Genomic DNA, 23,149 nt, shown 5'->3' on the forward strand with positions numbered 1-23,149 from the left:
TGCAGCGGCACTCTCCACGCCAGCGGCGACCGCCGCCACAACGGCATTAGCAACCACTACAACAACACCTGCACCAACACCGGCACCGACAGCGACCCGCACGCCTACTCCGACGCCGACGCCGCTTTCGCCGTTGCAGCTGGCCGAACGGGAAATCACCCACGCCTATTCCGGCCTGTCAAACGAACTCGGCGCGCCAACCGGCGCCACCACATGCCTTAACGGCAACTTTCCGTGTTGGAAAACATTCACGTCGGGTGGATTGTATGTACCTGCGGCTTATTACCAGGCCATCAGCGTTATAGGCGAAACGTACATCACCTGGAACAAGAACGGTGGCATGTTTGGCGAGGCGGCAGGGTTTCCCACCGATTGGCCCGCTTGCGACGAGGACTTGAATTGTCAGCAGCCCTTCCAGCGAGGCACTGTCTACGTGCGGGGCGCCGAGCAAGGCGTGCTGCTGACCGGCAGGTTCTGGAGCTATTATCGCCAGACAACATTGTCGCCTCCCCTCGGCTGGCCTGTTGATAAGGCAACGTGCTCCGATGCTTTTTGTACGCAGCAGTTCGAAGACGGCTTGCTGTATTCGCGAGGCGCTGATGGGCCGAGCGTTGTCCGTGGGGGTGTCTTGCCGTATTTCCTGGCCAACCAGACGAAATTGGGCCTCCCTTACGCCGATACCGCTTGTTCCGACGCTGGATGCCGGCAAAAATTTGATAGGGCCACGGTGTATGCATCACCGGCCGGCACCTTCACCATGGCGGGAGCTATAGGCGCTTTCGGTTCATGGAGGGCGTGGCCTGCGGCAGACGAACAATGCGGTTTGACCGGCGGCGGCTGCACCCAGGCCATGACCTATGGCCGAATGTATTGGGCCCCGGTTGTTGGGCCGTCCTACATTCGAGGAGGTATCCAGACCATCTGGTCTTCAATGGGCGGCGAACGAGGCGCCCTGGGCTATCCGTTGTCATCTGAAGAGTGCCAGGAACCCATCTGCTACCAACGCTTCCAGAGTGGGGCATACCTGGCCTGGAGCGCGACCACAGGGACACAGCTGACTGCAGGCGCCATCGGCGCGAAGTTTCTAAGGTACATGCCTTACTTGGGCGCTCCACGCGTTTCCGCAGAGCAATGCGGTCTGCGGGCCGGTGGCTGCTACCAGCAGTTTGCCAACGGAAAGATGTATTGGGCTCCTGGCCTCGGCGCTTGGCCGGTACGTGGCGGCATCGAGATCCAGTGGCGCAGCCGGGGGGCCGAAAACGGATCCCTGGGATACCCGATAAGCCCGGAGTATTGCCGTTGGGACAAATCCGGGTGCCTCCAGAATTTCGAGCGCGGTTCCATAAGTTGGGGAAGGGGTCTTGGCAGCGATGGTGGATACGCTCCCGCAGGCTACTAGGCGTCAGGCAGGCTCCGGGCCTGGGCCTCATCCTTGTCCATCAGCCGCCTGGCTGCGATAATGCCGTCCCGGGTTGCCGCCTTAACCACGCCGTAAAGGACGTAGAAGAAGACGGCGGCACCCACCAGGATCAGCACGGCGGTATTCAGATGAGCAGCATCCATGAGTCTCCCCCAAAGTTCGTGGCGCCCGGGACGCGGGCCAAGGCCAGCATATCCACCCGCCCCATTCCTGGGTGCCCTGTGATCGGGCCGCTTTGCATGTCCCCGGGGCTACAGCCGTTCCACTACAAGGTTCCGGTAGGCGGCCCGGAGCGGTGCCATCTGCCTGAAGCCGAGGTAGCCGGCACCCAGGACCTTTCCGGAGGTGTCTTCCCAGTTGAACAGCTGCAGCCCGTTGATGCTGAAGGAAACGCGCGGACCGTCCTTGACGACTTCCATGCCGTAGAACCCCACGGCATCAGCGGCCGGCGGCAACGGATCGGCGCCTTGGGCAACGAGCTCAAACCCGGAACTCTTGCGCAGGTTGCAGGTCCGGAAGGCCCGCTCCTGTTCGTATTTATGGCGCAGGTAGGAGACATGGAGGGCGTCGATGTCCCCCGAGTGGTACTGCGGGTAGTAGCCGGTCCGTTGAGCCAGTCCCGGCGAGAACAGGTCCTTGCCGTCCTGGCCGTTCGCGGCGAAGAACAACATGGCCAGGCCGGGCTCTTCCAATGGCCGGAACTCCCACCGGATACGGATGTGGTCCGGGAACGCCGTGGGGCACCAGAGGGTCCAGTGCGCGTGGTCGCCGTGTTCGGCGTCGTCCAGGGTGCCGCGCAGCTCCAGGGCAGAACCGTCCGCCGTCTTGTCAATTGACGCCGCAACCGGCCCCTCCGCTACCCAGCCCCGGATGTCCTCCGGCCCGGACAAGGCGTTGTTGTACAGAACCTCAGCCACGGGGACCGTATCCAAGCAAGGCAAGCTGCCCGGCCACGTACGCGGCGACTGCCTTCGCCCCGGCCACGGAAAAGTGCGTGTTGTCCTCCAGGCCGCCGGCCCAATGCCCGTGGGCGCCCGGCTCAAGATGCACAAACATCTCCCGGGACCCCTCCTCCCCCAGTTGCATGTACCGTTCGCTGGTCCAGGCGTTGAGGTCAATCAGCAAGGTGCCCTGTTCCGCAGCCACTTCACGCACGACGGCGGGATACTCTCCCAGCGTCGGTTCCAGTTTCCCGCCGCTGAAGAGCCGGCGCGCCACGGAGGTGCAGAGTATGGGTGCCGCGCCCTTGGATTTCACTTCGGCAACCATCCGCCGGAGGTTGTCCGCATACCCGGTGCGGGCGGCCAGGTGCGGGAACTTCTGGTCGTTGTGGCCGAACTGGATGAGCACGACGTCCCCCACGCCGGCCAGCGGCATCAACTGGTGCCAGAGCCCCTCCGCCCGGAAGGACTCCGTGGAAGCCCCGCCCTTGGCGTAGTTGTGCACAGCGGCCCAGGTGAAGACGTGCGGGGCCAGCTGGGCTCCCCAGCCGCTCATGGGGTATTCGTGCGTGGGACAGTTTGCGGCGGTCGAATCGCCGGCAATCAGGATCTTCATGGAATGGTCCTTAATCTTCAGCCCTTGACCGAGCCGATCAACATGCCCTTGGCGAAGTGCTTCTGCAGGAAGGGATAAAAGAGCAGGATGGGCAGGGTTGCAACAACGATCACGGCGAACTTGATGCCTTGGGCCGGCGGGATGTAGTTGGGGTCCACGTCGCCGGTGCCCAGGAGGTCCGAGGCCGCGGTGACCTGGCGCAGGTACATTTGCAGCGTCCACTTGCTGTTGTCACTGAGATAGAGCAGGGGCGACATAAAGTCGTTCCAGATGCCCACCGCGTAGAACAGCGCGAACGTTGCCAGGACCGGCTTGGACAGCGGCAGGATGATCCGCCAGAGGATCCCTACTTCCGTGGCGCCGTCCATCTTGGCGGATTCCTCAAGCTCCGCGGGGAGTTCCTGGAAGAAGTTCTTGATGATGATCAGGCTGAACGGGTTGATGGCCGCGGGCAGGATCAGCGCCCAGTAGGAGTTGAGCAGCCCCAGTTCCTTAACCAGGAGGAAGGTGGGGATCATTCCGCCGGAGAAGACCATGGCAAAGACCACCAGGGACAGGATCAGCTGGCGGCCGCGCAGGTTCCGTTTGGCCAGCGGGTAGGCCATGGTGACGGTGAAGATCAGCTGGACCACTGTTCCGACGGCGGTGACCAGCACCGTAGTGACCAGCGCCCGCACAAACGACGGCGTGGAAAAGATGTATTCGTAGGACGCGAAGGAGAACTGCTCGGGCCAGACGAAGAACGCCCTCCGCGTGATCTCCGCTTCGTTCGCGAATGACCCCGCGAAAACGTACACAAAAGGCAGCAGCGTAATAATGCCGATCGCGGCGAGGAAAACGTAGTTGGCGGCGTCAAAGACCCTGCCGCCGGGAGTGTTGTGGATTTTCATCTAGAAGAGTCCGCTCTGGTTGAAACGCTTGGCCACCCAGTTGGTCCCGAAGATCAGGACGATTCCCACCAGGGACTTGAACAGTCCGACAGCGGTGGAATAGGAGTAGGCGCCCTGGGTGATGCCGACGAAGTAGACGTACGTGTCAAAAACGTCCGCCACACCGCGGTTCAACGCGTTGGTCATCAGGTAGATCTGTTCGAAGCCGGTGTTGAGCATCTGGCCGATAGCCAGGATCAGCATGACGATGATCGTGGACCGGATGCCGGGCAGGGTGATGTGCCAGACCCTGCGGAACCGGCCCGCGCCGTCGATGATGGCAGCCTCGTACTGGTCCTGGTCCACGCCGGCAAGCGCGGCAAGGAAGATGATGGTGCCCCAGCCGGTGTTCTTCCAGATTTCCTGGAGCACAATCAACGGCCGGAACCAGGCGGGGTCTGAGAGGAAGTCGATGTCCGTGCCCAGCAGCCCGTTGATGAAGTGGAACATGGGGCCGATGTCCAGCGCAAAGAGCAGGAAGCTCAGCGAGGCCACGATCGTCCAGGACAGGAAGTGCGGAATGTAGACCAGGGTCTGGACTGTGCGCTTGAGGATGGACAGCCGTACCTCGTTCAGCAGCAGCGCCAGGATGATGGTCAGCGGGAAGGCGATGCCAAGGTTCAGGAACGCCAGGATCAGGGTGTTGCCCAGCAGGCGCCCGAAGTCCGGGTTGGCGAAGAAATCCTGGAAGTGCTGCAAGCCCACCCAGGGACTGTCGTTGATGCCCAGGAACGGGACGTAGTCCTTGAACGCGATGACCACGCCGTACATGGGCGCGTAGCGGAACACCGCAAAGTAGAGCACACCGGGCAACAGCAACACATACAGCCACTTGTAATGTGCCAGGTGGACGGCCAGGCCGCGCCGTTTCCGGGGAGCGGGGGCGGAGGGCCGCACCCGCTCCCCGGAGGTGGCGTCAATGACGGGCGTTGCCACTTACTTGTTTTCCTGCCACAGCTTGTTGATCTCTTCCTTGACCTTGTCGCCGCCGCTGGTGTTCCACAGCTTGATGGCGTCCTTCAGGCCCTGCTCGTCGATCTGGCCGGCGAGGTACTGGATCCGGGCATCGGAAACGATGTTGTCCAGTTGGGCGCCCTTGGACACGTAGGTTTCGGAGACATACGGGGCAGCCGGGTTGTAGACGGCGCTCTTGAGGTCGTTGGCTGTGACTTCAAGGCGCTTGTCGTAAACCTGCTGTTCGTACTCGGAGGCCTGCTTGGGCAGGTAGAAGTTGTTGCCGCGGACGTTGATGCCCAGCTGGGCGTAGCTCTTGACGTCGGTGTTGACAGCTTTGCCTTCGGGGGTCTCCGGTGTGATGGGAGCAGCGGCGCCGTCCACCACCTGGAAGTTGACGCCTTCAATGCCGTTGTTCAGCAGCACGGCTACTTCTTCGGAGTTCATTTCGTTGAGGAACTCAAGGACCTTGTCCAGCTCCGCTTCGGTGCGCACCTGGGATTTGGAGGCAGCGATGAATCCCGCATAGCCGTCGGTTGGATGGGCGTGGAGTTCGCCGTCGGGCCCTTCAAGGTTGCCCACGAATCCCACCTTGTTCTCAAAGTCTGCCGGGTTGGTCTGCTTGAAAAGGTTGATGATCTGGCTGACGCGGGAGTCGACGTCGATGATGATGCCGCCCTTGCCGTTCAGGAACGGTTCGTTCCACTTGGTGGGGTCGAACGTGGCGAAGTCCGGATTGACCAGGCCCTCGCTGATCATCTTCTTGACGAACGCGTTTGCTTCCAGGAACTCGTCGGTTTCGAAGCTGGGAACCAGCTTGCCGTCCTTTTCCGTCCAGCGGTTTCCGGCCCCATACCATTCCTCGATGAGGTCGTACGGGCTGTTGGTGCCCAGGCCGCCCCACTTGGGGATGGTGATGCCGTAGGTATCGTTCTGGCCATTGCCATCAGGGTCCTGCTCCGTGAAGGCCTTGGCTACCTTGTAGAGGTCCTCGGTGGTCTTTGGAGCCTCAAGGCCCAGCTTGTCCAGCCAATCCTGGCGGAACATTACGGCTGAGCGCATGGCTGAGCGGGCCCGGAAGACGCCGTAGACCTTTCCGTTGATGCTGGAGTTCGCCTGGACCTCCGGGGTGTTGGTCTTCAGGTTGGGGTACTTCTCCAGCTTGTCCGTCAGGTCCCAGAAGGCACCGGCCTCGGCGTTCTTGATGAATGCCGAGGACTTGGTGGTGAAGACCATCAGCTGCGGGATGTCATCCGACGCCATGGTGATGTTCTGTTTGTCGCCGTAGGAGGCGTTCGGGACCCAGCTGATCTCGATGTCCTTGCCTGTCAGTTCCTCCAGCTTCTGGTGGACCGCACCGTCGCTGGCCGGTGGCTGTGCCTCCAGGTAAGGCGCCATGATGGAGACCTTCGTGAGGTCCGCGGCTGCGGGTGTTCCGCCGCCGCCACAGGCGGTCAGCGTCAGGGCGGCCGCAGTGAGGACGGCGGCGGCCAGACTGGTTTTGCGAGTGATCATGGGTACTCTTCCACTTCGTTGGGGTTGGATTGTTGGATCAGTAAGGGGAAACGGCGTGTCCCAGGGACGGGACCGGCCGGGCATCGGCGTCGGCGTCGGCTTCGGCGTCGGCCAGTGATTCATCGTTTGCCGTAAAGAATTTGTCGCAAAGCCAGCCGGTGACGAACAGCCAGGCGCCGATGCTGAAGAACGGCACCAGGCCAGGAACCGCCTGGCTGGCAAACACCGCAGCGGCCGTCACGAACAGCAGGATCACGGTGCCGGCAAGGTGCCGGAACGCAAAGCGGGATGATGTCAGCAGGTACTGCACTGTCCCCAGCTCATAGCGGGCGAACATCGGAAACAGGTAGCACAGCGCGCCTGCCATAAGTACGCCGGCCACCAGCGTGAGCAGGGACAGCATGTTGGAAAGCACTCCGCTGCTTCCGGAGAAGTAGTTCCAGTTCAGGACCATTGCCACGGCTATTCCCATAACCGGAAGCGCCAGGGCGTTGGCCTTGACGAAATTCCGCAGCACTTCACGCGGAAAGCTCCGGAAAAGCGGTGCGAGCTCGCCGCGGATGCGCTTCCGGATCATGATGTGGGCTGCCGCAGTGGCCGGCCCTGCACCCAGGACGCCGAGGCCCGCGACAGTAAAAGCTATCCACAGGATGTTCAGGCAGGCGATCCAGAGCAGCGTGTCGAAGAAGGAATAGGCCTTGGCGCTCCAGGTCCCTGGAAGCATGGTGCTGCCCCTTCCTCTTCTCCAACGTTGCAGAATTTTCAGCGACAGTGGCATAGGTCACGTAGAAATCGCTTTCCCACATCCTGTCGGACGCCCGGGAACAACGTCAAGGAGTATTTTGAATCGTTACATAAGTGGACGGGGACGCCTTCTTTGGGCACTATGGAGCTTGGAAAGCGTTTACCATGCTTGCCTTTAAGCACCATCCATCGCCCCAGGGGCAGAACCGGAGCACCATGACAACGCCGTCAAAGCCAGCAGCAACAGCACCCGCAAAAGTGGCGCTGGTAGGTGTCCACGGCTTCGGCGCCCACCACCTGGGCAACCTCCGGCGCCTCCAGGCCGCGTCCGCCGTCGAACTCGTTGCAGTTGCGGATCCCAACCCGCCCGCACCGGGAGAAGTGCCGGAAACAGCAGCAGTGTTCGGCAGCCTGGACGAGTTGCTGCCGGCAGTTCCGGGGCTCGACGTCGTTATTGTGTCCACGCCCATCCAGACCCATGCGCCGCTGGGCCTGGCCGCGCTCGCCTCGGGTGCCGATCTCTACCTGGAGAAGCCGCCCGTGGCTTCGCTGGCTGACTACCACCGGCTCCAGGATGCGGCTGCGGCCTCCGGCCAGGCAGTGCAGATCGGCTTCCAAAGCATGGGTTCACACGCCCTGGCGGCGATCGAAAATCTACTGGCTGACGGACGGATCGGCGAGCTCACCGGAATCGGCGCCACCGGAAAGTGGGTGCGCGACCGCGCCTACTACAAGCGTTCGCGCTGGGCCGGCAAGCGCACCATTGACGGCGTGGACGTGGTGGACGGTGTTGCAACCAATCCGCTGGCGCACGCCGTGGCCACTGCCCTGCGGATTGCGGGGGCACGCACGACGGCGGACGTTGCCTCTGTGGAAACCGAACTGTTCCGTGCCAACGACATTGAGTCCGATGACACCTCGGTGATCAGGATCCGGACGGTCACGGGCCTGCCGGTTACCTGTGCGCTCACGCTCTGCATGGCGGAGCCGGTGGAGCCGTACGTAACGTTGCAGGGCAGCCGTGGTACCGCCGTTTTCCACTACACGCAGGACCGCCTGGTGGTCACCGTTGACGGCACCTCCGTGGAGGAAAAATACGGCCGCGACGACCTCACTGAAAACCTGCTGGCCCACCGCCGTAACGGCACTCCCCTGCTGAGCTCACTCGCTGACAGCGGCGCTTTCATGCTGGTCCTCGAAGCCATCCGGACGGCACCCCTGCCCGCACCTATTGACCCGCAGTACGTGCAATGGCTGGGTGAGGGCGACGCCGCGCACGCCGTAGTGACGGGCATCGAGGACGCCGTGGAACGCGCCACCGCCACGCATTCCACCTTCAGCGAGCTGGGCCTCCCCTGGGCCGCCGGCGTCAGTCCTGTTCGGCTGCCTTCCGGTACTGTGCCAGGAACGCATCGATCCGGCGTACCGCTTCCCTGATATCCACCACGGACGGCAGGATGACAAAGCGGAAGTGGTCCGGCCGGGGCCAGTTGAACGCCGTGCCGTGCGAGACCAGGATTTTCTGTTCCTTCAGCAGGTCCAGGACAAACTGCTCGTCGCTTTCGAACGGGTAGATTTCCGGGTCCAGCCGCGGGAACAGGTACATGGCGCCCTCTGCCGGAACACACGTCACACCGGGGATGGCGGTGAGCAGCTCCAGCGCCAGGTCCCGCTGTTCACGCAGCCGGCCGCCGGGACGGATAAGTTCCTCGATGCTTTGGTAGCCGCCCAGGCAGGTCTGGATGGCGTGCTGTGCCGGGACGTTCGCGCAGAGCCGCAGTGAGGCAAGGAGTTCCAGGCCCTCCCGGTAGGCCTCCGTGGCCGCGAGCGGCCCTGTGATTGCCACCCACCCGGCACGGTAGCCCGGCATCCGGTACGCCTTGGAGAGCCCGCTGAACGTCAGGCAGCAGACGTCCTCGGCGACGGCGGCCGTGTGGATGTGCTCCGCGTCCCCGTAGCGGACCTTCTCATAGATCTCGTCGGAGAACAGCACCAGATCGTGCTTGCGGGCCAGATCCGCGAACTGCTCCACGATGCGCTTTGGATACACAGCTCCGGTGGGGTTGTTGGGGTTGATGATCACAATCCCCTTGGTGCGGCTGGTGATTTTGGACTCGACGTCCGCCATGTCCGGCCACCAGTTCTCCTCCTCGTCGCAGAGGTAATGCACAGCCTTTCCACCGGCCAGCGTCACTGCGGCAGTCCACAGCGGATAGTCCGGGGCAGGGATCAGGATTTCGTCGCCGTTTTCCAGGAAGGCCTGAAGGGTCATGGAAATGAGCTCGCTGACACCGTTGCCCAGGAAGATATCCTCGACGCCGATCTGCATCAGCCCGCGCGTCTGGTAGTACTGCGAAATCGCTGTCCGGGCAGAGAAGATGCCCTTGGAATCGCTGTACCCCTGGGCGCCGCGCAGGTGGTGGATCATGTCCACCACCACGGACTCCGGAGTTTCCAGGCCAAAAGGCGCTGTGTCTCCGAGGTTCATCTTCAGGATGCGGTGCCCTTCGGCCTCCATGGCCCGGGCCGCGTGCAGGACGGGCCCGCGCAGTTCGTACCGGACGTTCCTGAGTTTGCTGGAGAGTTGCATCGGAGGCATGGAATATCTTTTCACAGTGCCAACTGGCAGCGTTATTTTGATTGACCTATTTTCGCGTTCTGCCCGTTCCGCCACAGCAGGAGCCCGACGGCGGCAGCCGAGAGAATGCCCAGCGCACCTGTGGTGACCAGTCCTTCCCGGACGCCGAAGGCCTCGGTGAGCCAGCCGGCCAGGAGACCGCCCAGAGCATGGCCGCCCATAAGGAGCGGCAGGTAGAGGGCCATCACGCGGCCGCGGATTTCCGGACCTGTCTCCAGCTGGACCGTGGTGGCGGCTGCCGTCAGGAATACCAGGGTCATCATGCCCACTACCACCAGCAGCACCATAAAGGATTCAACGGTGGGCATGAGTGCGGCCACCAGCTGGGACAGGCCAAAGAGCGCCGCCGCCACCACAATTGTTTTCCGCCCGGAGCTATGGAGCCGCGCCGCCACCAGGGCACCGGCCAGGGCGCCACAGGCGCTCAGGGTGTTGAAGATACCGAAGCCCGCGGCGCCGTTGTGCCACACCTGGTCCGCGAAAGCCGCGAGCACCACCGGGCCGTTCATGCCGAAGGCGCCCAGCAGCCCGGCAAGCAGGATGATCAGCAGCAGCCGCGGCCTGTCGCGAACGTAGCGGAATCCGGCCAGCACCTGGCCGCGTCCGCGGACAGCTGCGGGGCTGTGGTGCAGCTGGTCCGTCCGGATGGCCAGGATCAGCACCAGCACCAGCACGCACAACGCGGCGTTGGAGGCAAAGGCGGCAGCGGAACCATAAAGCGCAATGAGGACGCCGCCCAGGGCCGGGCCCGCCATGGCGCCGAGCTGGATGATGGCGTTGTTGAGTCCGATCGCCTGGCGCAGCCTGGCATCGCCCACCACCTCGTTGACGAATACCTGCCGGGTGGGGCTGTCGATCGCGGAGCTGAGTCCCAGGATCACGCAGCTGGCGTAGACAGCAAGCACTGGAATGGTCCCTGTTCCGGCCCAGATGGCCAGTGTCAGGGCAAGTGCTCCGGCGATCACCTGGCACACCAGCATGATCCGGCGCTTGGGGAACATGTCCACCACCAGGCCACTCAACGGACCCACCACCAGCATGGGGAGGAACTGCAGCGCAACGGCCAGGCCCACCGCGGCGGGGCTTCCTGTCAGTTGCAGGATCAGCCAGTCCTGGGCCAGCCGCTGCATGGACACGCCGATGCCGCCGGTGACCTGGACCAGCAGGAACAGCCTGTAGTTGCGGCTGCCCAGGAGCTGGTACCAGCGGGACTGCGCCTGGGGTTTGGTGGCTGGAAGGCCTGGTGCGGGAGGCCCTGGAATATCTGTAAGAGCTGGGTTCTCGGGGGTTGCGGGCTCGTGTGAGGACACGTGTGTTGCCTAGCCGCCTGCCCGGTTGCGTGCCCTGAATTCGACGGCGGCCGAGGCCAGGACCAGTGTCCCCGGAACCACCACGAACAGCGCCGGCAGCATCCAGACAAACACGGCTGCCATAAAGAGCGCGGCCACCAGGAGCACGGAGCCTGTCCAGTCTCCGGTGCTGGCGGCTTTGCCCGTTTCGAAGGCTTCCCGCCATACCGCGGCGCCGCCTGTGCGCTGGACGGAAGTGCCGCCGTCGTGGTTCATTCCTTTTTCAACGGCGGGAAGGCCGTTCGGGAGGGACCAGGCGGTGGCAGTCCGCAGCAGCAGCACCGCGCAGGAAGCTGCCACCACCAGCGTGACGGGCAGGATGACGTCCTGGCCGGGCAGTTGCCCCACCCAGGCCAGAAGCAGGTTGACCACAATCACGACGGCGGCTGCCGCCGTCACGAATCCGGCTTTCCAGCTGCCGGGAAGCGCAGCCCTGAAGGAGTCCCAGAGGCTGCGGATGGAATCGTCCCGGCCGTCGAGGTGGCGCTTAAGGTGGGCGATGCCCGCCGCATAAGCGGCGGGCATCGTGATCAGGGGAAGGGAAAGCACCAGGACCACAACGCCGGTGAGCAGGGTTTCGGCGAAGAGTGCGAACTTGTTGACCGGGGCCCGGTCGCTGCTGTCCGGCGTGCGGTTTGAGGTGTCCATGGTGCTCATTTTCTGTCTGTCCTCAGCCCTTGAGGCCTTGGGTGGAGACTCCTTCAACAATGTACCGCTGGAAGATCAGGAAGAAGATCAGCACGGGCATCAGGGCCAGGACGGACATGGCGATCATGGCGCCATAGTCCGAGCTCTGGGTCTGGTCCACAAACAGGCGCAGTGCCAGCGGCAGCGGGTACTTCTCCGGGGTGTTCAGATACAGCAGGGGACCCAGGAAGTCGTTCCAGCTCCAGATGAAGCTGAAGATGGACGTGGAAATCAGCGCCGGCTTCATCAGGGGAAGCATGATGGAACCGAAGATCCGGACGTGCCCGGCGCCGTCGATCCTTGCGGCCTCGTCCAGTTCCGCCGGCAGTCCACGCATGAACTGGACCATCAGGAAGACGAAGAACGCGTCGGCTGCCAGGAACTTGCCGATCAGCAGCGGGATGTAGGTATCCACGAACCCGAGCTGCTGGAACACGATGTACTGCGGGATGATCACAACGTGGAACGGCAGCAGGAGCGTGGCGATCATCAGGCCGAAGAAGACGCCACGGCCGGGGAAGTTGATCCGGGCGAAGGCATAGGCGGAGATGCTGGCGGAGAGCACGGTTCCCACCACGGCACCAACGGCCAGGATCAGGGAGTTGGTGAAGAACGTCATGGTGGAGACGCCGCCGATGCCCTCCATGGCGGTGACGAAGTTGTCCATGCTGAAGTTGCTGGACCACAGGGCGGTGTTGGAGCCGCCGATCTCCGAGTTTGGCTTGAAGGACGAGGCGATCATCCACAGCGCCGGGTACAGCACGATGCAGACCAGGCCGATGGCCACGATGTGGAAGATGGCGCTCTTGATGCCCTTGGCCAGGCCCGTTTCAGACTTCGGGTTGTAGGTGCCTGCCGCGGATTCCGGGGCGGACTGCGTGGGTGTTGCCGTGGTTGTCATTTCGAATCACCGCTGTAGTGGACCCAGGACTTGGACGTGCGGAAGATGATCAGGGTCAGGATGCCCACAACGATCAGCAGGAGCCAGGCCATCGCTGAGGCGTAGCCCATCCGGAAATCGCTGAAGCCCCGCAGGTACAGGTAGAGGGTGTAGAAGAGGGTGGAGCCGGCCGGGCCGCCTTCACCGTTGGAGATGATGTAGGCCGAATTGAAGATCTGGAAGGCGTGGATGGTTTCCATCAGCAGGTTGAAGAAGATCACCGGGGAGAGCATGGGCCAGGTGATGTTGAAGAACTTGCGGATGGGGCCGGCGCCGTCCATGGATGCCGCCTCGTAGAGTTCGCCCGGGATCTGTTTGAGGCCGGCGAGGAAGATGACCATGGGAGCGCCAAACTGCCACACGGTCAGCAGGACGAACATGGGCATGGTCATGGAGGGGTTGCCCACCCAGCCGCCCAGGTTGATCCCGAAGAAGGACAGCCCCTGGTCCACCGGACCGGAATCGCCGAACATGGCCTTCCAGACGATGGCGATGGAAACAGACGCACCGATCAGGGACGGGGCGTAGAACGCTGAACGGTAGAACCCCTGGCCCCGGCGCTTGCTGTTCAGGAGCATGGCCACGGCGAGGGCCGCGGCCAGCTTGAGCGGGGTACCAAAGACCACGTAGCTGACGGTCACGCCCACCGACTGCATGAACCTGTCGTCCTGGAACAGCGAGACGTAGTTGTCCATGCCGATCCACTTGGGCGGTTCGAAGAGGTTGTAGTTGGTGAAGGACAGGTACAGCGATGCGATCATCGGCCCTGCGGTGAGGGCGAAGAAGCCCAGCATCCAAGGCAGCAGGAAGGTGTAACCGGCGCGGGTGTCCACTCCCCGCTGCCGCGACTTGCGCGGCAGCGAGGGAGCGGGCGAACGCCTGCTCACAGATTGGGTTTGTGTCACAGGTTCATTCCGTCAGTCGTGAACGCCGGAATCAGGCGTTCTGCTTGATGATGTCTTCGGCTTCCTTGAACCAAGCGTCAACGGCGCCATTGATGTCCAGCTTGCCGTAGTTCATGTCCGAGGCAATGCGCTTGAAAGAGGCTTCCAGGGTGCCGAATCCAACGATGGGCGGCTCCGGCGCGTCCTTCAGGTACTTCTCGATGGACTTTTCGTAATCCACAACGAGCTTGTCAGTGCCTTCGAAGGTGGTGCCGTCACGCTGGGTCTTGGACGCCGGAACACCGCGGGAGGTCTTGAAGATCTGGCCCACCTCGGGATCGTTGACCATAAAGTCGATGAACCGCGCGGCGGCGTCCTTGTACTCGGTCTTGGCGCTGGCCACCATCAGCATGGACGGCTTCAGGAACAGGCCCAGGTTGTCCGGATCATCGGAGGGAACAGGAACCAGCTTGAGCTCCTGGGCGCCGCTGTCCGCGAGGTAACCCGCCATGAAGTTATCCCACGTGACCTCGCTGGCCGTGGCGTTGGAACCGAAGGCTGACTTGGGCAGGAGCTGGGTGACGCGCTCTTCAGGGATCATGGCCGGCGTACCGCGCAGTTCTGCGGGCTGGCTCCACCACTTCTTGAGGTCGTCCTTGCTGAAGCCGAGCTTTCCGTCTTCGGTGAAGGCTTCCATGTTGTTCTGGCGCAGCCAGATGTTGAACATCCACCAGACGGCCGTGTAATCGCCGCCACCATAGAAGGCGCCGTTGCTCTTTGTCCCCACCTCGGTCATGAATTCGTGGAATTCCTTGTAGGTCCAGCTGCCGTCAGGCTCTGCAACACCGGCAGCGGCGAGCTTGGCCGGATCGTAGTAGACGGCGAAGGCGTTGGTGCTGGTGGGGATACCGAAGGTCTTGCCCTTGATCTGGCCGGAAGGCAGGAGGGACTTGTCAAAAGCGTCAGTGTTGATGTTCACCGTGCTGAGATCCAGGAGCTGGTTGCGCTGGCCGTAATCACGCAGGTAGGACAGGTCCCACTGCATAACGTCCGGCAGCCCGCCGCCGGCGGCTTCGGTGGCGCGCTTCTGCCAGTAGCCGGCGAAGTCGGTGAAGTTGCCGTTGACCTTGATGTCCGGGTTCTTGGACTCGAACAGCGCAATGGCCTTGCGGGTACGCTCTGCGCGGTCATCGTTGCCCCACCAGGTGTAATTGATGGTGACAGGGTTTTCAGCCGAGCCGGTCTTGCCGGCGGTGGTGCCGGACTGGCCGCAAGCCGAGAGCACAGCGGCAGATGCGGTGCCCAGTGCAATGGTGGTGAGGAAATTCCTGCGGTTGATCATAAGAGCCTCCTTGCTCAGGTGTGGAAGCCGGACCCTGCGACTACATGGAGTAGTGAGCTGGCTAACACTCGTTCTGAAACGATACAATAGCTGTATTAGGCGTGAGGGGCAAGCGGTTTCCCATAGATCCGAATTCAGCTAGATTTCTACGTGACATCGACAAAGGAGTCCCATGACCCACGAGGACAGTTCCCGGCCCGGCAGCATCTGGGACCATCTGGAAGGCATCGGCTACGGCGGGGACTACAACCCGGAGCAGTGGCCCCGGGAGGTCCGCCTGGAAGACCTGGAACTCATGAAAGAAGCCGGGGTCAACTTCCTCAGCGTGGGCATCTTTTCCTGGGCGCTGCTTGAACCCGCGGAAGGCTCCTATGACTTCGGATGGCTGGATGAGGTCATGGATAACCTCGCAGCCAATGGCATCAGGGTTGCCCTGGCCACTGCCACCGCCGCTCCCCCGGCCTGGCTGGTCCGCAAGCATCCGGAGATCCTGCCCGTCACGGCTGACGGAACCACGCTGGGACCGGGCTCGCGGCGGCACTACACCCCGTCGTCGGCCATTTACCGCCGTTACGCAACGGGCATCACGCGCGTCCTGGCCGACAGGTACAAGGACCATCCTGCCTTGGCCCTCTGGCACGTGGACAACGAACTTGGCTGCCACGTGGGCGAATTCCACGGACCCGAGGACGCGGCCGCGTTCCGCGCCTGGCTGGAGCGCCGGTACGGCAGTATCGCCGCGCTGAACGCCTCCTGGGGCACGGCTTTCTGGTCCCAGAACTACGGTTCCTTTGACGAAATCCTGCCGCCCGGCGTTGCGCCCACCACCCTGAATCCCGGGCAGCAGCTTGACTTCATGCGCTTCAATTCGTGGGCGTTTATGGACTACTACCGGGAGCTCCTGGCGGTGCTGCGCGAGGTGACCCCCACCATTCCGGCCACCACCAACCTCATGGCTTCCAGCGCCACCAAGTTCCTGGACTACTTCGACTGGGCCAAGGACCTGGACGTGATCGCCAACGACCACTACCTGGTGGCGGCGGATCCGGAACGGCACCTGGAACTGGCATTCAGCGCGGACCTCACCCGGGGAATTGCGGGCGGTGAGCCATGGATCCTGATGGAACATTCGACGTCGGCCGTCAACTGGCAGCCGCGCAACCAGCCCAAGATGCCCGGGGAAATGTTGCGCAACTCCCTCTCCCACCTGGGCCGGGGCGCGGACGCGATCATGTTCTTCCAGTGGCGGCAGAGTTTTGCCGGCTCGGAGAAGTTCCACTCGGCAATGGTGCCGCACGCCGGCCGCGACACCAAGGTGTGGCGCGAGGTGGTGGAACTGGGTGACGCCCTGAAGAAGCTGGCCCCAGTGCGCGGCTCCCGCGTGCAGTCCCGTGTGGCGATTGTGTTCGACTACGAGGCCTGGTGGGCCAGCGAGATCGATTCCAAGCCCAGCCAGGACGTGAAGTACCTGACGGCGATGCGGGCGTTCCACCGGGCGCTGGTGCTGCGGGGCGTTTCCGTGGACCTGGTCCACCCGTCGGCGTCGCTGGACGGCTACGACCTGGTGCTGGTGTGCACGCTCTATTCCGTCACCGATTCCGCGGCCGCGTCCATTGCCGCCGCTGCAGCCCGGGGCGCCACCGTCCTGGTCAGTTATTTCAGCGGGATCGTGGATGAGCAGGACCACGTGCGGCTGGGCGGTTACCCCGGCGCATTCCGGGACCTGCTGGGCATCCGAGTCGAGGAATTCCACCCGCTCCTGGAAGGCGGCTCGCTGACGCTCAGCGGCGGCACGTCAGCGTCGGTCTGGAGCGAGCACGTGCACCTAGCCGGGGCCAAGTCCCTGTCCACGTTCACCGAATATCCGCTCGAAGGCGTTCCCGCGCTGACCCGCAATGCCGTGGGCGACGGCTCCGCCTGGTACCTGGCCACCCTGCCGGATGCCACCGGGATCGACGCCCTGGTGGAGCGGCTCCTTACCGAGGCCCGCGTGGAGCCCCTGGCTGTGGCGGACCCCGGAGTGGAACTCATCCGACGCACTGCTTCGGACGGTGCCACGTTCCTCTTCGCCATCAACCACACGCGGTCTTCGGCCACCGTCAAGGCCACCGGGACGGACCTGCTCACCGGAGCAACGTTCGACGGCGTGGTCCCGGCCGGTGCGGTGGCGGTGGTCGCCGAGCGCTAGGAGCATTGCTGGGTGCGCACTGGACTCTAACTGGGTATGGACGTGGGAAAACCTGCGGGTTTATGCTCCGGACCATGGGGGAACCACAACATCATTCCTAGTCGGAGGCATACATGCTCAACCGTAGTAGGGCAGTTTTTGTTGCAGCACTCAGCACCTTCTCTCTTTTCACCCTCGGTCTCACCGGAGCCCTCGCCCATCCCGGCCAGCAGCACGGATCGGACGAAGGCCACCTCATTGGAAGCGGGATCACTGGCGATCTTGCCCTGGTGGACATGGTGGAAGTCACCGGGACGCCGGACCTCATAGCCGACGTCACCGTCTCACCCGATGGCAACACAGCATTCCTGGCCAACTGGGGCGAACCCGATTGCGCCGGACCGGAGACGGGCGGCCAATCGAGCCCTGATGCCGGGGCCTACGTCGTCGACATCTCCAACATCGAAACCGATCCGGACTCCGCCAAGCTCATCGGCTTCATTCCCTCGCACCAGGACAGCCGTCCAGGCGAAGGAATGCAGGTAGTCAACATCACCACTGCGCAGTTCAGCGGGGACATCCTGGTCATGAACAATGAAGCCTGCGGAAAGAACGCCAAGGGCGGCGTCTCCCTGTGGGACGTCACAGATCCAGCGAAGCCGAAAAAGTTGTCCGAGAACTTCGGCGACCGTGAACCCGGGAGCCCGGACACAAATGAAATCCACAGCGCCTTCGCCTGGGACACCGGAGACAAGGCCTACGTGGTGTTGACTGACAACGAGGAAGCCACGGATGTGGACATCCTCGACATCACCAACCCGCACCGGCCCCGCCTTGTTGCCGAATACGACCTCAACTCGTTCGACGTGGACCAGCCGGAGCTCAACCTGACCGATTCGTTCCTGCATGACATGGTGGTCAAGGAAATCGACGGCAAGTTCATCATGCTGCTGTCCTACTGGGATGGCGGCTACATCCTGCTGGACGTCACTGATCCCACCCAGGCACAGTTCCTCGGTGACACCGATTTTGCGGACGTCGATCCGGAACTGCTGGAGTCGCTTGGCGTCTCGCTGACGCCGGAAGGCAACGGGCACCAGGCCGAATTCAGCCTGGATAACCGGTTCTTCATTGGTACCGATGAAGACTTCGCGCCCTACAGGACGGACGATTTCACCATCACCAGCGGGCCAAACCAGGGCGTCTACCCGTCAAGCATTGTGGGTGGCGGCCAGGCACCGGCCATCCTGCCTGACCTGACGCTCAGCGGGCCGGTTGCCTACGGCGGCTACGGCTGCCCGGACTCCGCAGCGATTCCAACGCCTGAATCCATCACCGGCTACACGGAGTCACTGCAGCCAGGCGACGAAGCGATCCTGGTCCTCCAGCGTGGCCCCTCAGGCGATCCCAGCGCTTCCGAGGAGGCATGCTTCCCGGGCGAAAAGGCCCATGAAGCAGTCCACGCCGGTTGGGATGCCGTGGTGTTCGTGAACCACCATGCGGGCGAGGCTGCAGGCGGTGAACCGTTCTGCGGATCCGGGGCCTTCGAGGACCAGGTCGTGGCAGTCTGCACCAGCCACGAGGCCTTCCACACGCTGTTCAACCTGGAGCCGTTGGCCGGGCCGTGGAGCTACCCGGAAGACATCCCGGTGGGCACCGTGGGTGAACGCATCCAGGTCGGTTCCGTGTTTGACGGGTGGGGCTACGTGCACCTGTTCGACGCCGGGACCTTGGAAGACCTGGACACGTTCGCCATCCCTGAGGCGCACGATCCGGCGTTTGCACTGGATTACGGTGACCTCAGCATCCATGAAGTGGCAATGGACCCGCAGGATGAATCCGTTGCCTACCTGTCCTACTACTCGGGCGGCCTTCGGGTGATCCAGATCGTCTGCGGCGGAGTGCCTTACGACTCAGACAACCCGCCGGCAGACACCGGCACGTGTGAGCTCGTGGAAATCGGCAGCTACCTCGACCATGATGGCAACGACTTCTGGGGAGTCGACACGTTCATCGGCGAGGATGGCAAGACCTACATCCTCGGCAGCGACCGTGACAGCGGGCTCTGGATCTTCCAGAATCCATAGCCTCAGGCGCTAACGGCTCAGTCCCGGCAGGACCGTGAGGTTCCTTCCGGGACTGAGTTGTTTCCGGCGTCGTACCTTGCCTGCATTTTCCCGCGGTGTGTTCGTACACTGGGCAGCATGGCATCGCGTATCAGTGAATTGGTCCTGAACTGTTCCGACCCCGAGCTCCTGGCCCGGTTCTGGAGTGACGTCCTTGGCTACGTGGAGCTCGACCGTGAGGAGGGTTCGATCGAGATCGGGCCGCCGGACGCCGGGTTTGGCGGGCTGCAACCCACCATCATCCTCAGCCCCAGCGACAACCCGAGGACCGGCAGGCTGCCGCTGCACATCGATATCAACCCCGTGGACCGGGACCAGGATGCGGAGCTGGAACGGCTCCTGGCCCTCGGAGCCCGGCCGGCCGACGTCGGGCAGACCGGCGAGGAACAATGGCACGTCCTTGCCGATCCGGAAGGCAACGAATTCTGCCTCCTGCGCCGGCGGCTTGAACCGTAGGCCGGGCTTAAATAGGACGGTCCCGGCGGGAACCGAAAGGTTCCCACCGGGACCGGCCTGCATGGACCTAGCTGCTGATCGCCGCAGCCATTTCGTCAACGGCCTTCTTGCCGGCTTCCTCTGTTGAGAGCCTGTTGAACAGCACCTCGGAGGTGTACCGCTTGATGATTTCCTGGATGGCGCCTGCACCCTTGGGCGGCGGGGCCGGAGCCTCGCCGAGTTCATCCTTGATCTGGTCAATGAACTTGACCACCTTGACGTCGGCAGGGGTCAGCTTCGACTCGATCGCGGCACGGACGTCCGAGTTCGGGTAAACGCCGCGGTCTGCCAGGAGGGTTTCGCCGGCCTTGACGTCGTTGGCCAGGAAGTCGATGAACTTGGCAACTTCTTCAGGGTGCTTGGTCCGGGAAGAAGCGGACCAGAACTGTGAAGCCTTGTACCAAAGCTGGGCGTCGGCAGAGGAACCCGTCTTGGTGGGGAACCGAAGGATCTTCAGGTCGCTGCCGGAAGCCTTCTCCAGTGCAGGAGCCTGGTTGGACCACCAGAAGGCCAGGCCGTTCTTGCCGGTGGCAAGCCCGCTCTGGTCCAGCGGAGCAGCTTCGGCTTCCACTACTTCCGAAGCCGTGGGCACTGCCTTGTTCTCACTGAGCTGCTTCAGGAAGGCCCACCACTCGGCGATGTCCGACGGTTCGAAGCCCAGCTTCCCGTCCGAGGTGTACAGCGACTTGCCGTTCTGCCGCAGCCAGACGCCCAGGGACGCCTCATCGGTTCCATAGGCGGCAGCGCCGTAGGTGCCCTTGGGCGACTTGGCCGTGACCTCCGCGGCGATCCGCTCGAAGTCGTCCCAGGTCCAGGTGGAGTCATCCGGAAGCGGAACGCCTGCGGCCTCGAACACGGCCGGGTTGGCCAGGATGGTGGCGGCGTTGATGCCTGCCGCAATACCTGTCAGCCCGTCCTCACTCTTGCCGGCATCAAGGGCAGCCTTGTCCAGCTTGGAGGTGTCGATGTCGTACTTGGAAAGGTCCAGCAGCGCGCCCCTGCTGGAGTATTCCGTGATGTACTTTTCGTCCATCTGGATGATGTCCGGAGCGTCGTTGGCAGCAACCTGGGTGGCCAGCTTGTCCCAGTAGCCGCTCCAGTCGCCGAACTCCGGCTTGATCTTGATGTTCGGGTTCTGAGCCTCGAACTCGGCGATGGCGGCCTGCGTCAGCTGGGCGCGTTTGTCTCCTCCCCACCAGGAGAAACGCAGTTCAACAACGCCGTCAGCACTTTCGGTCGCGGCTCCCCCGCCGCAGGCACTCAAGCCAAGTACGACGGCGGTTGCCGCAGCAATGATGCCGGTCTTCCGTAAGCGGCGGAAGCCGCCGTCGGAATGGGTCTGTGCCTTGGGCTCAGACGTTGTGCGGGAAAAAAGCGACACTGGGTGCTCCGATCTTCTTTGATCCAGATGGTCCGGGAGGGTATTGCGTGGGGAATTCGCGAAAGCGTTTTCTCAACTTGAGATTACAAGTCCTCTACTTGTAATACAAGAGGTGTTTCCCGATTGTTATTTGATACCGGTGGTGGCGATGCCCTTGATGAGGAACCGCTGGCCGAAGAGGAAGACCAGGAACACCGGCAGCAGGGACACGATTGACATGGCGAACAGGGAACCCCAGCTCGTTGCCGACTGCGAGTCAACAAACGCGCGCAGGGCCACCGGAACTGTGAACATGTCCGGGTCCGTCAGGTAGATAAGCGCGCCGAAGAAATCGTTCCACGTCCAGATGAAGGTGAAGATGGTGGTGGTGGCCAGCGCGGGAACCATCAGCGGCAGGATGACCCGCAGGAAGATCCGGGGGTGGCCGGCGCCGTCGATCCGCGCAGCCTCGTCCAGGTCCTTGGGAATGCCGCGGATGAACTGGACCATCAGGAACACGAAGAAGGCATCAGTTGCCAGGAGCTTCGGCACCAGCAGCGGCCAGAAAGTATTCACCCAGCCGATCTGCGAGAACAGGATGTACTGCGGCACGATCACCACGTGGAACGGCAGCATGATGGTCAGCAGCATGATGCCGAAAAACAGCTTCTTGCCGGTGAACTGGAGCCGGGCGAACGCGTAGGCAGCCATGGAACAGGAGATCAGGTTGCCCAGGATGGACCCGATCACCACCACCGCAGAATTGAGCATGTAGTGGCCGAACGGGTGCGTCAGCGCAGACCAGCCGCTGGTGTAGTTGCTCATCTCCAGGCTGTTGAGCCAGAGGCCGGGCTCGCGGAAGATCATCTCATTGGGGCGAAGCGATGACACCACCATCCACAGGAGCGGGTAGATCATCAAAGCGCCGGCAAGGATCAGGACGGCGTGCTTGCTCAGGCCGATCATGCGCTGGCGGCGGCTAAAGGCAAGGGTGCCACGCGACTCGCGGACCCGTGGCTTGCGGGGAGTCTTAGGCTTACCGGCGCCGGCGGATTTCTTGTCCGGAGCGGGCAGCATCTCAAGCTTAGTCGTCATAGAAAACCCAATACTTAGAAGCGATGAAGTTGATGGCTGTGAACACGCCGATGATGACCAGCAGGAACCAGGCCATGGCGGACGCGTAGCCCATGTCGAACTGGCCGAAGCCCTTTTGGTAGAGGTACAGCGTGAAGAACATGGTGGAGTCCGAGGGCCCGCCGTTGCCACCGGAGACGATGAACGCCTGGGTGAACGACTGGAATGACCCGATGATCTGCAGCACCAGGTTGAAGAAGATGATGGGGCTGAGCATTGGCATGGTGATCCGCCAGAACTGCTGGAGCGTTGTGGCGCCGTCTACCTTGGCTGCCTCGTAATACATCACGGGGATCTGCCGCAGGCCTGCCAGGAAGATGATCATCGGAGCGCCGAACGTCCACACATGCAGCAGGATGATGGAACCAAGGGCAGTGCTGGGATCCGAGATCCAGCCGGGGCCCTGGATCCCGAACATCGCCAGGACCTGGTTGACCAGGCCGGTGGTGCCGAAGATCTGCTTCCACAGGATGGCCACGGCAACCGAGCCACCCAGCAGGGACGGCAGGTAGAACACCGAACGGTAGAACGGCAGTCCGCGCAGGCCCTTGTCCAGCACCAGCGCGATCAGCAGGGCCACGGCCAGCTGCAGCGGTACGCCCACGAACACGTACGTAAACGTCACACCGAGGGAGTTGTGGAGCCGGGCGTCGCTGAACATCCGGACGAAGTTATCCAGCCCCGTCCATTCCGGCGGCTGCAACAAGTTGTAGTCAGTGAAGGACAGGTACAGGGACATCAGCATGGGGCCGATGGTGATGGCCACCAGGCCCACCAGCCACGGCAGCAGGAAGATGTATGCGGCCTTATTGTCGCGGCCGTTGGCCTTCTTCTCCTCGGCGGTGATCTTGCCCTTGCGCCGGCTGATCGAACTGAGTTCGCTGATGGCGCTCATCGGAGCAGTTCCG

At 62.8% G+C, this 23,149-nt stretch carries 21 protein-coding genes; 5 read left to right on the top strand and 16 right to left on the bottom strand.

The window, feature by feature from the left end; translation table 11 throughout:
* Window positions 1-133: 133 nt before the first annotated feature.
* Window positions 134-1,399 carry a hypothetical protein gene (locus ACPJW8_RS14985; protein ID WP_330187206.1) on the top strand — a complete coding sequence of 422 codons (1,266 nt, stop codon included), beginning with the start codon at window positions 134-136 and terminating at the stop codon, window positions 1,397-1,399.
* Here the strand turns inward: ACPJW8_RS14985 and ACPJW8_RS14990 are convergent.
* The 7 genes from ACPJW8_RS14990 to ACPJW8_RS15020 form a co-directional block, all read right to left on the bottom strand.
* Window positions 1,396-1,563: a hypothetical protein gene (locus tag ACPJW8_RS14990; protein ID WP_330187205.1), complete on the bottom strand. Its 168-nt coding sequence runs from the start codon at window positions 1,561-1,563 to the stop codon at window positions 1,396-1,398. The genes ACPJW8_RS14985 and ACPJW8_RS14990 overlap by 4 nt on opposite strands.
* Before the next feature lie 108 nt (window positions 1,564-1,671).
* The gene (locus ACPJW8_RS14995; protein ID WP_330187204.1) at window positions 1,672-2,337 is read right to left on the bottom strand and encodes a DUF1961 family protein; all 666 of its coding nucleotides are present in this window, start codon (window positions 2,335-2,337) and stop codon (window positions 1,672-1,674) included.
* On the bottom strand, window positions 2,330-2,977 hold the full coding sequence (locus ACPJW8_RS15000) for a rhamnogalacturonan acetylesterase (protein ID WP_330187203.1): 648 nt from the start codon (window positions 2,975-2,977) through the stop codon (window positions 2,330-2,332). Before ACPJW8_RS15000 ends, ACPJW8_RS14995 begins: the two co-directional genes overlap by 8 nt.
* 17 nt (window positions 2,978-2,994) lie before the next feature.
* On the bottom strand, window positions 2,995-3,867 hold the full coding sequence (locus ACPJW8_RS15005) for a carbohydrate ABC transporter permease (protein WP_330187202.1): 873 nt from the start codon (window positions 3,865-3,867) through the stop codon (window positions 2,995-2,997).
* A complete protein-coding gene (locus ACPJW8_RS15010) occupies window positions 3,868-4,842 on the bottom strand; it encodes an ABC transporter permease (RefSeq protein ID WP_330187201.1) in 975 nt (324 codons plus the stop codon).
* The gene (locus ACPJW8_RS15015) at window positions 4,843-6,375 is read right to left on the bottom strand and encodes an extracellular solute-binding protein (RefSeq protein ID WP_330187200.1); all 1,533 of its coding nucleotides are present in this window, start codon (window positions 6,373-6,375) and stop codon (window positions 4,843-4,845) included.
* 37 nt (window positions 6,376-6,412) lie between these two features.
* Window positions 6,413-7,099 carry a YesL family protein gene (locus ACPJW8_RS15020; RefSeq protein WP_330187199.1) on the bottom strand — a complete coding sequence of 229 codons (687 nt, stop codon included), beginning with the start codon at window positions 7,097-7,099 and terminating at the stop codon, window positions 6,413-6,415.
* Window positions 7,100-7,335: 236 nt separating this feature from the next.
* On the opposite strand from ACPJW8_RS15020, the gene ACPJW8_RS15025 reads away from it, so the two are divergent.
* Complete coding sequence (locus tag ACPJW8_RS15025; protein ID WP_330187198.1) at window positions 7,336-8,556, top strand: Gfo/Idh/MocA family oxidoreductase; 1,221 nt, start codon at window positions 7,336-7,338, stop codon at window positions 8,554-8,556.
* Here ACPJW8_RS15025 and ACPJW8_RS15030 read toward each other — a convergent pair.
* Genes ACPJW8_RS15030 through ACPJW8_RS15055 form a run of 6 tightly spaced genes read right to left on the bottom strand, consistent with a single transcriptional unit; the run spans window position 8,489 to window position 14,959 of the window.
* A complete protein-coding gene (locus ACPJW8_RS15030) occupies window positions 8,489-9,718 on the bottom strand; it encodes a pyridoxal phosphate-dependent aminotransferase (protein WP_330187197.1) in 1,230 nt (409 codons plus the stop codon). The genes ACPJW8_RS15025 and ACPJW8_RS15030 overlap by 68 nt on opposite strands.
* Before the next feature lie 32 nt (window positions 9,719-9,750).
* The gene (locus tag ACPJW8_RS15035; RefSeq protein WP_425256356.1) at window positions 9,751-11,067 is read right to left on the bottom strand and encodes an MFS transporter; all 1,317 of its coding nucleotides are present in this window, start codon (window positions 11,065-11,067) and stop codon (window positions 9,751-9,753) included.
* 9 nt (window positions 11,068-11,076) lie between these two features.
* Complete coding sequence (locus ACPJW8_RS15040) at window positions 11,077-11,763, bottom strand: Poxvirus protein I5 (protein WP_330187196.1); 687 nt, start codon at window positions 11,761-11,763, stop codon at window positions 11,077-11,079.
* Window positions 11,764-11,776: 13 nt separating this feature from the next.
* Window positions 11,777-12,694 (bottom strand): carbohydrate ABC transporter permease, encoded by a 918-nt coding sequence (locus ACPJW8_RS15045; RefSeq protein WP_330187195.1) that lies wholly within the window; start codon window positions 12,692-12,694, stop codon window positions 11,777-11,779.
* A complete protein-coding gene (locus ACPJW8_RS15050) occupies window positions 12,691-13,620 on the bottom strand; it encodes a carbohydrate ABC transporter permease (RefSeq protein WP_425256357.1) in 930 nt (309 codons plus the stop codon). Before ACPJW8_RS15050 ends, ACPJW8_RS15045 begins: the two co-directional genes overlap by 4 nt.
* Window positions 13,621-13,669: 49 nt before the next feature.
* Window positions 13,670-14,959 (bottom strand): ABC transporter substrate-binding protein, encoded by a 1,290-nt coding sequence (locus ACPJW8_RS15055; RefSeq protein ID WP_330187193.1) that lies wholly within the window; start codon window positions 14,957-14,959, stop codon window positions 13,670-13,672.
* A 172-nt stretch (window positions 14,960-15,131) separates the two neighbouring features.
* Here ACPJW8_RS15055 and ACPJW8_RS15060 point away from each other — a divergent pair, with 172 nt between their 5' ends.
* From ACPJW8_RS15060 to ACPJW8_RS15070, 3 genes are all read left to right on the top strand, one after another.
* Entirely contained in the window at window positions 15,132-17,147 is a 2,016-nt protein-coding gene (locus ACPJW8_RS15060; RefSeq protein ID WP_330187192.1) for a beta-galactosidase, read from the top strand.
* Window positions 17,148-17,260: 113 nt separating this feature from the next.
* Window positions 17,261-19,213, top strand: a complete 1,953-nt coding sequence (locus ACPJW8_RS15065; protein ID WP_330187191.1) for a hypothetical protein — start codon at window positions 17,261-17,263, stop codon at window positions 19,211-19,213.
* Window positions 19,214-19,330: 117 nt separating this feature from the next.
* On the top strand, window positions 19,331-19,708 hold the full coding sequence (locus ACPJW8_RS15070; RefSeq protein ID WP_330187190.1) for a VOC family protein: 378 nt from the start codon (window positions 19,331-19,333) through the stop codon (window positions 19,706-19,708).
* Window positions 19,709-19,775: 67 nt separating this feature from the next.
* Here the strand turns inward: ACPJW8_RS15070 and ACPJW8_RS15075 are convergent, their stop codons facing one another.
* The 3 genes from ACPJW8_RS15075 to ACPJW8_RS15085 form a co-directional block, all read right to left on the bottom strand.
* Complete coding sequence (locus ACPJW8_RS15075; protein ID WP_425256358.1) at window positions 19,776-21,128, bottom strand: ABC transporter substrate-binding protein; 1,353 nt, start codon at window positions 21,126-21,128, stop codon at window positions 19,776-19,778.
* 126 nt (window positions 21,129-21,254) lie between these two features.
* Window positions 21,255-22,202, bottom strand: coding sequence for a carbohydrate ABC transporter permease (locus tag ACPJW8_RS15080; protein WP_330187189.1), 948 nt, complete (start codon window positions 22,200-22,202; stop codon window positions 21,255-21,257).
* On the bottom strand, window positions 22,192-23,136 hold the full coding sequence (locus ACPJW8_RS15085; RefSeq protein ID WP_330187188.1) for a sugar ABC transporter permease: 945 nt from the start codon (window positions 23,134-23,136) through the stop codon (window positions 22,192-22,194). The genes ACPJW8_RS15080 and ACPJW8_RS15085 overlap by 11 nt, the downstream gene beginning before the upstream one ends.
* Window positions 23,137-23,149 lie beyond the last annotated feature (13 nt).

This window comes from Pseudarthrobacter sp. J47, assembly GCF_049810315.1.
Classification (GTDB): Bacteria; Actinomycetota; Actinomycetes; order Actinomycetales; family Micrococcaceae; genus Arthrobacter.

What these genes read in the sequence shown, in the direction of transcription:
- ACPJW8_RS14990 (WP_330187205.1), bottom strand. Translation starts at nt 1,563, where the DNA reads ATGGATGCTGCTCATCTGAATACCGCCGTGCTGATCCTGGTGGGTGCC.
- ACPJW8_RS15000 (WP_330187203.1), bottom strand. Translation starts at nt 2,977, where the DNA reads ATGAAGATCCTGATTGCCGGCGATTCGACCGCCGCAAACTGTCCCACG.
- ACPJW8_RS15005 (WP_330187202.1), bottom strand. Translation starts at nt 3,867, where the DNA reads ATGAAAATCCACAACACTCCCGGCGGCAGGGTCTTTGACGCCGCCAAC.
- ACPJW8_RS15015 (WP_330187200.1), bottom strand. Translation starts at nt 6,375, where the DNA reads ATGATCACTCGCAAAACCAGTCTGGCCGCCGCCGTCCTCACTGCGGCC.
- ACPJW8_RS15020 (WP_330187199.1), bottom strand. Translation starts at nt 7,099, where the DNA reads ATGCTTCCAGGGACCTGGAGCGCCAAGGCCTATTCCTTCTTCGACACG.
- ACPJW8_RS15025 (WP_330187198.1), top strand. Translation starts at nt 7,336, where the DNA reads ATGACAACGCCGTCAAAGCCAGCAGCAACAGCACCCGCAAAAGTGGCG.
- ACPJW8_RS15030 (WP_330187197.1), bottom strand. Translation starts at nt 9,718, where the DNA reads ATGCCTCCGATGCAACTCTCCAGCAAACTCAGGAACGTCCGGTACGAA.
- ACPJW8_RS15040 (WP_330187196.1), bottom strand. Translation starts at nt 11,763, where the DNA reads ATGAGCACCATGGACACCTCAAACCGCACGCCGGACAGCAGCGACCGG.
- ACPJW8_RS15045 (WP_330187195.1), bottom strand. Translation starts at nt 12,694, where the DNA reads ATGACAACCACGGCAACACCCACGCAGTCCGCCCCGGAATCCGCGGCA.
- ACPJW8_RS15055 (WP_330187193.1), bottom strand. Translation starts at nt 14,959, where the DNA reads ATGATCAACCGCAGGAATTTCCTCACCACCATTGCACTGGGCACCGCA.
- ACPJW8_RS15060 (WP_330187192.1), top strand. Translation starts at nt 15,132, where the DNA reads ATGACCCACGAGGACAGTTCCCGGCCCGGCAGCATCTGGGACCATCTG.
- ACPJW8_RS15065 (WP_330187191.1), top strand. Translation starts at nt 17,261, where the DNA reads ATGCTCAACCGTAGTAGGGCAGTTTTTGTTGCAGCACTCAGCACCTTC.
- ACPJW8_RS15070 (WP_330187190.1), top strand. Translation starts at nt 19,331, where the DNA reads ATGGCATCGCGTATCAGTGAATTGGTCCTGAACTGTTCCGACCCCGAG.
- ACPJW8_RS15080 (WP_330187189.1), bottom strand. Translation starts at nt 22,202, where the DNA reads ATGACGACTAAGCTTGAGATGCTGCCCGCTCCGGACAAGAAATCCGCC.
- ACPJW8_RS15085 (WP_330187188.1), bottom strand. Translation starts at nt 23,136, where the DNA reads ATGAGCGCCATCAGCGAACTCAGTTCGATCAGCCGGCGCAAGGGCAAG.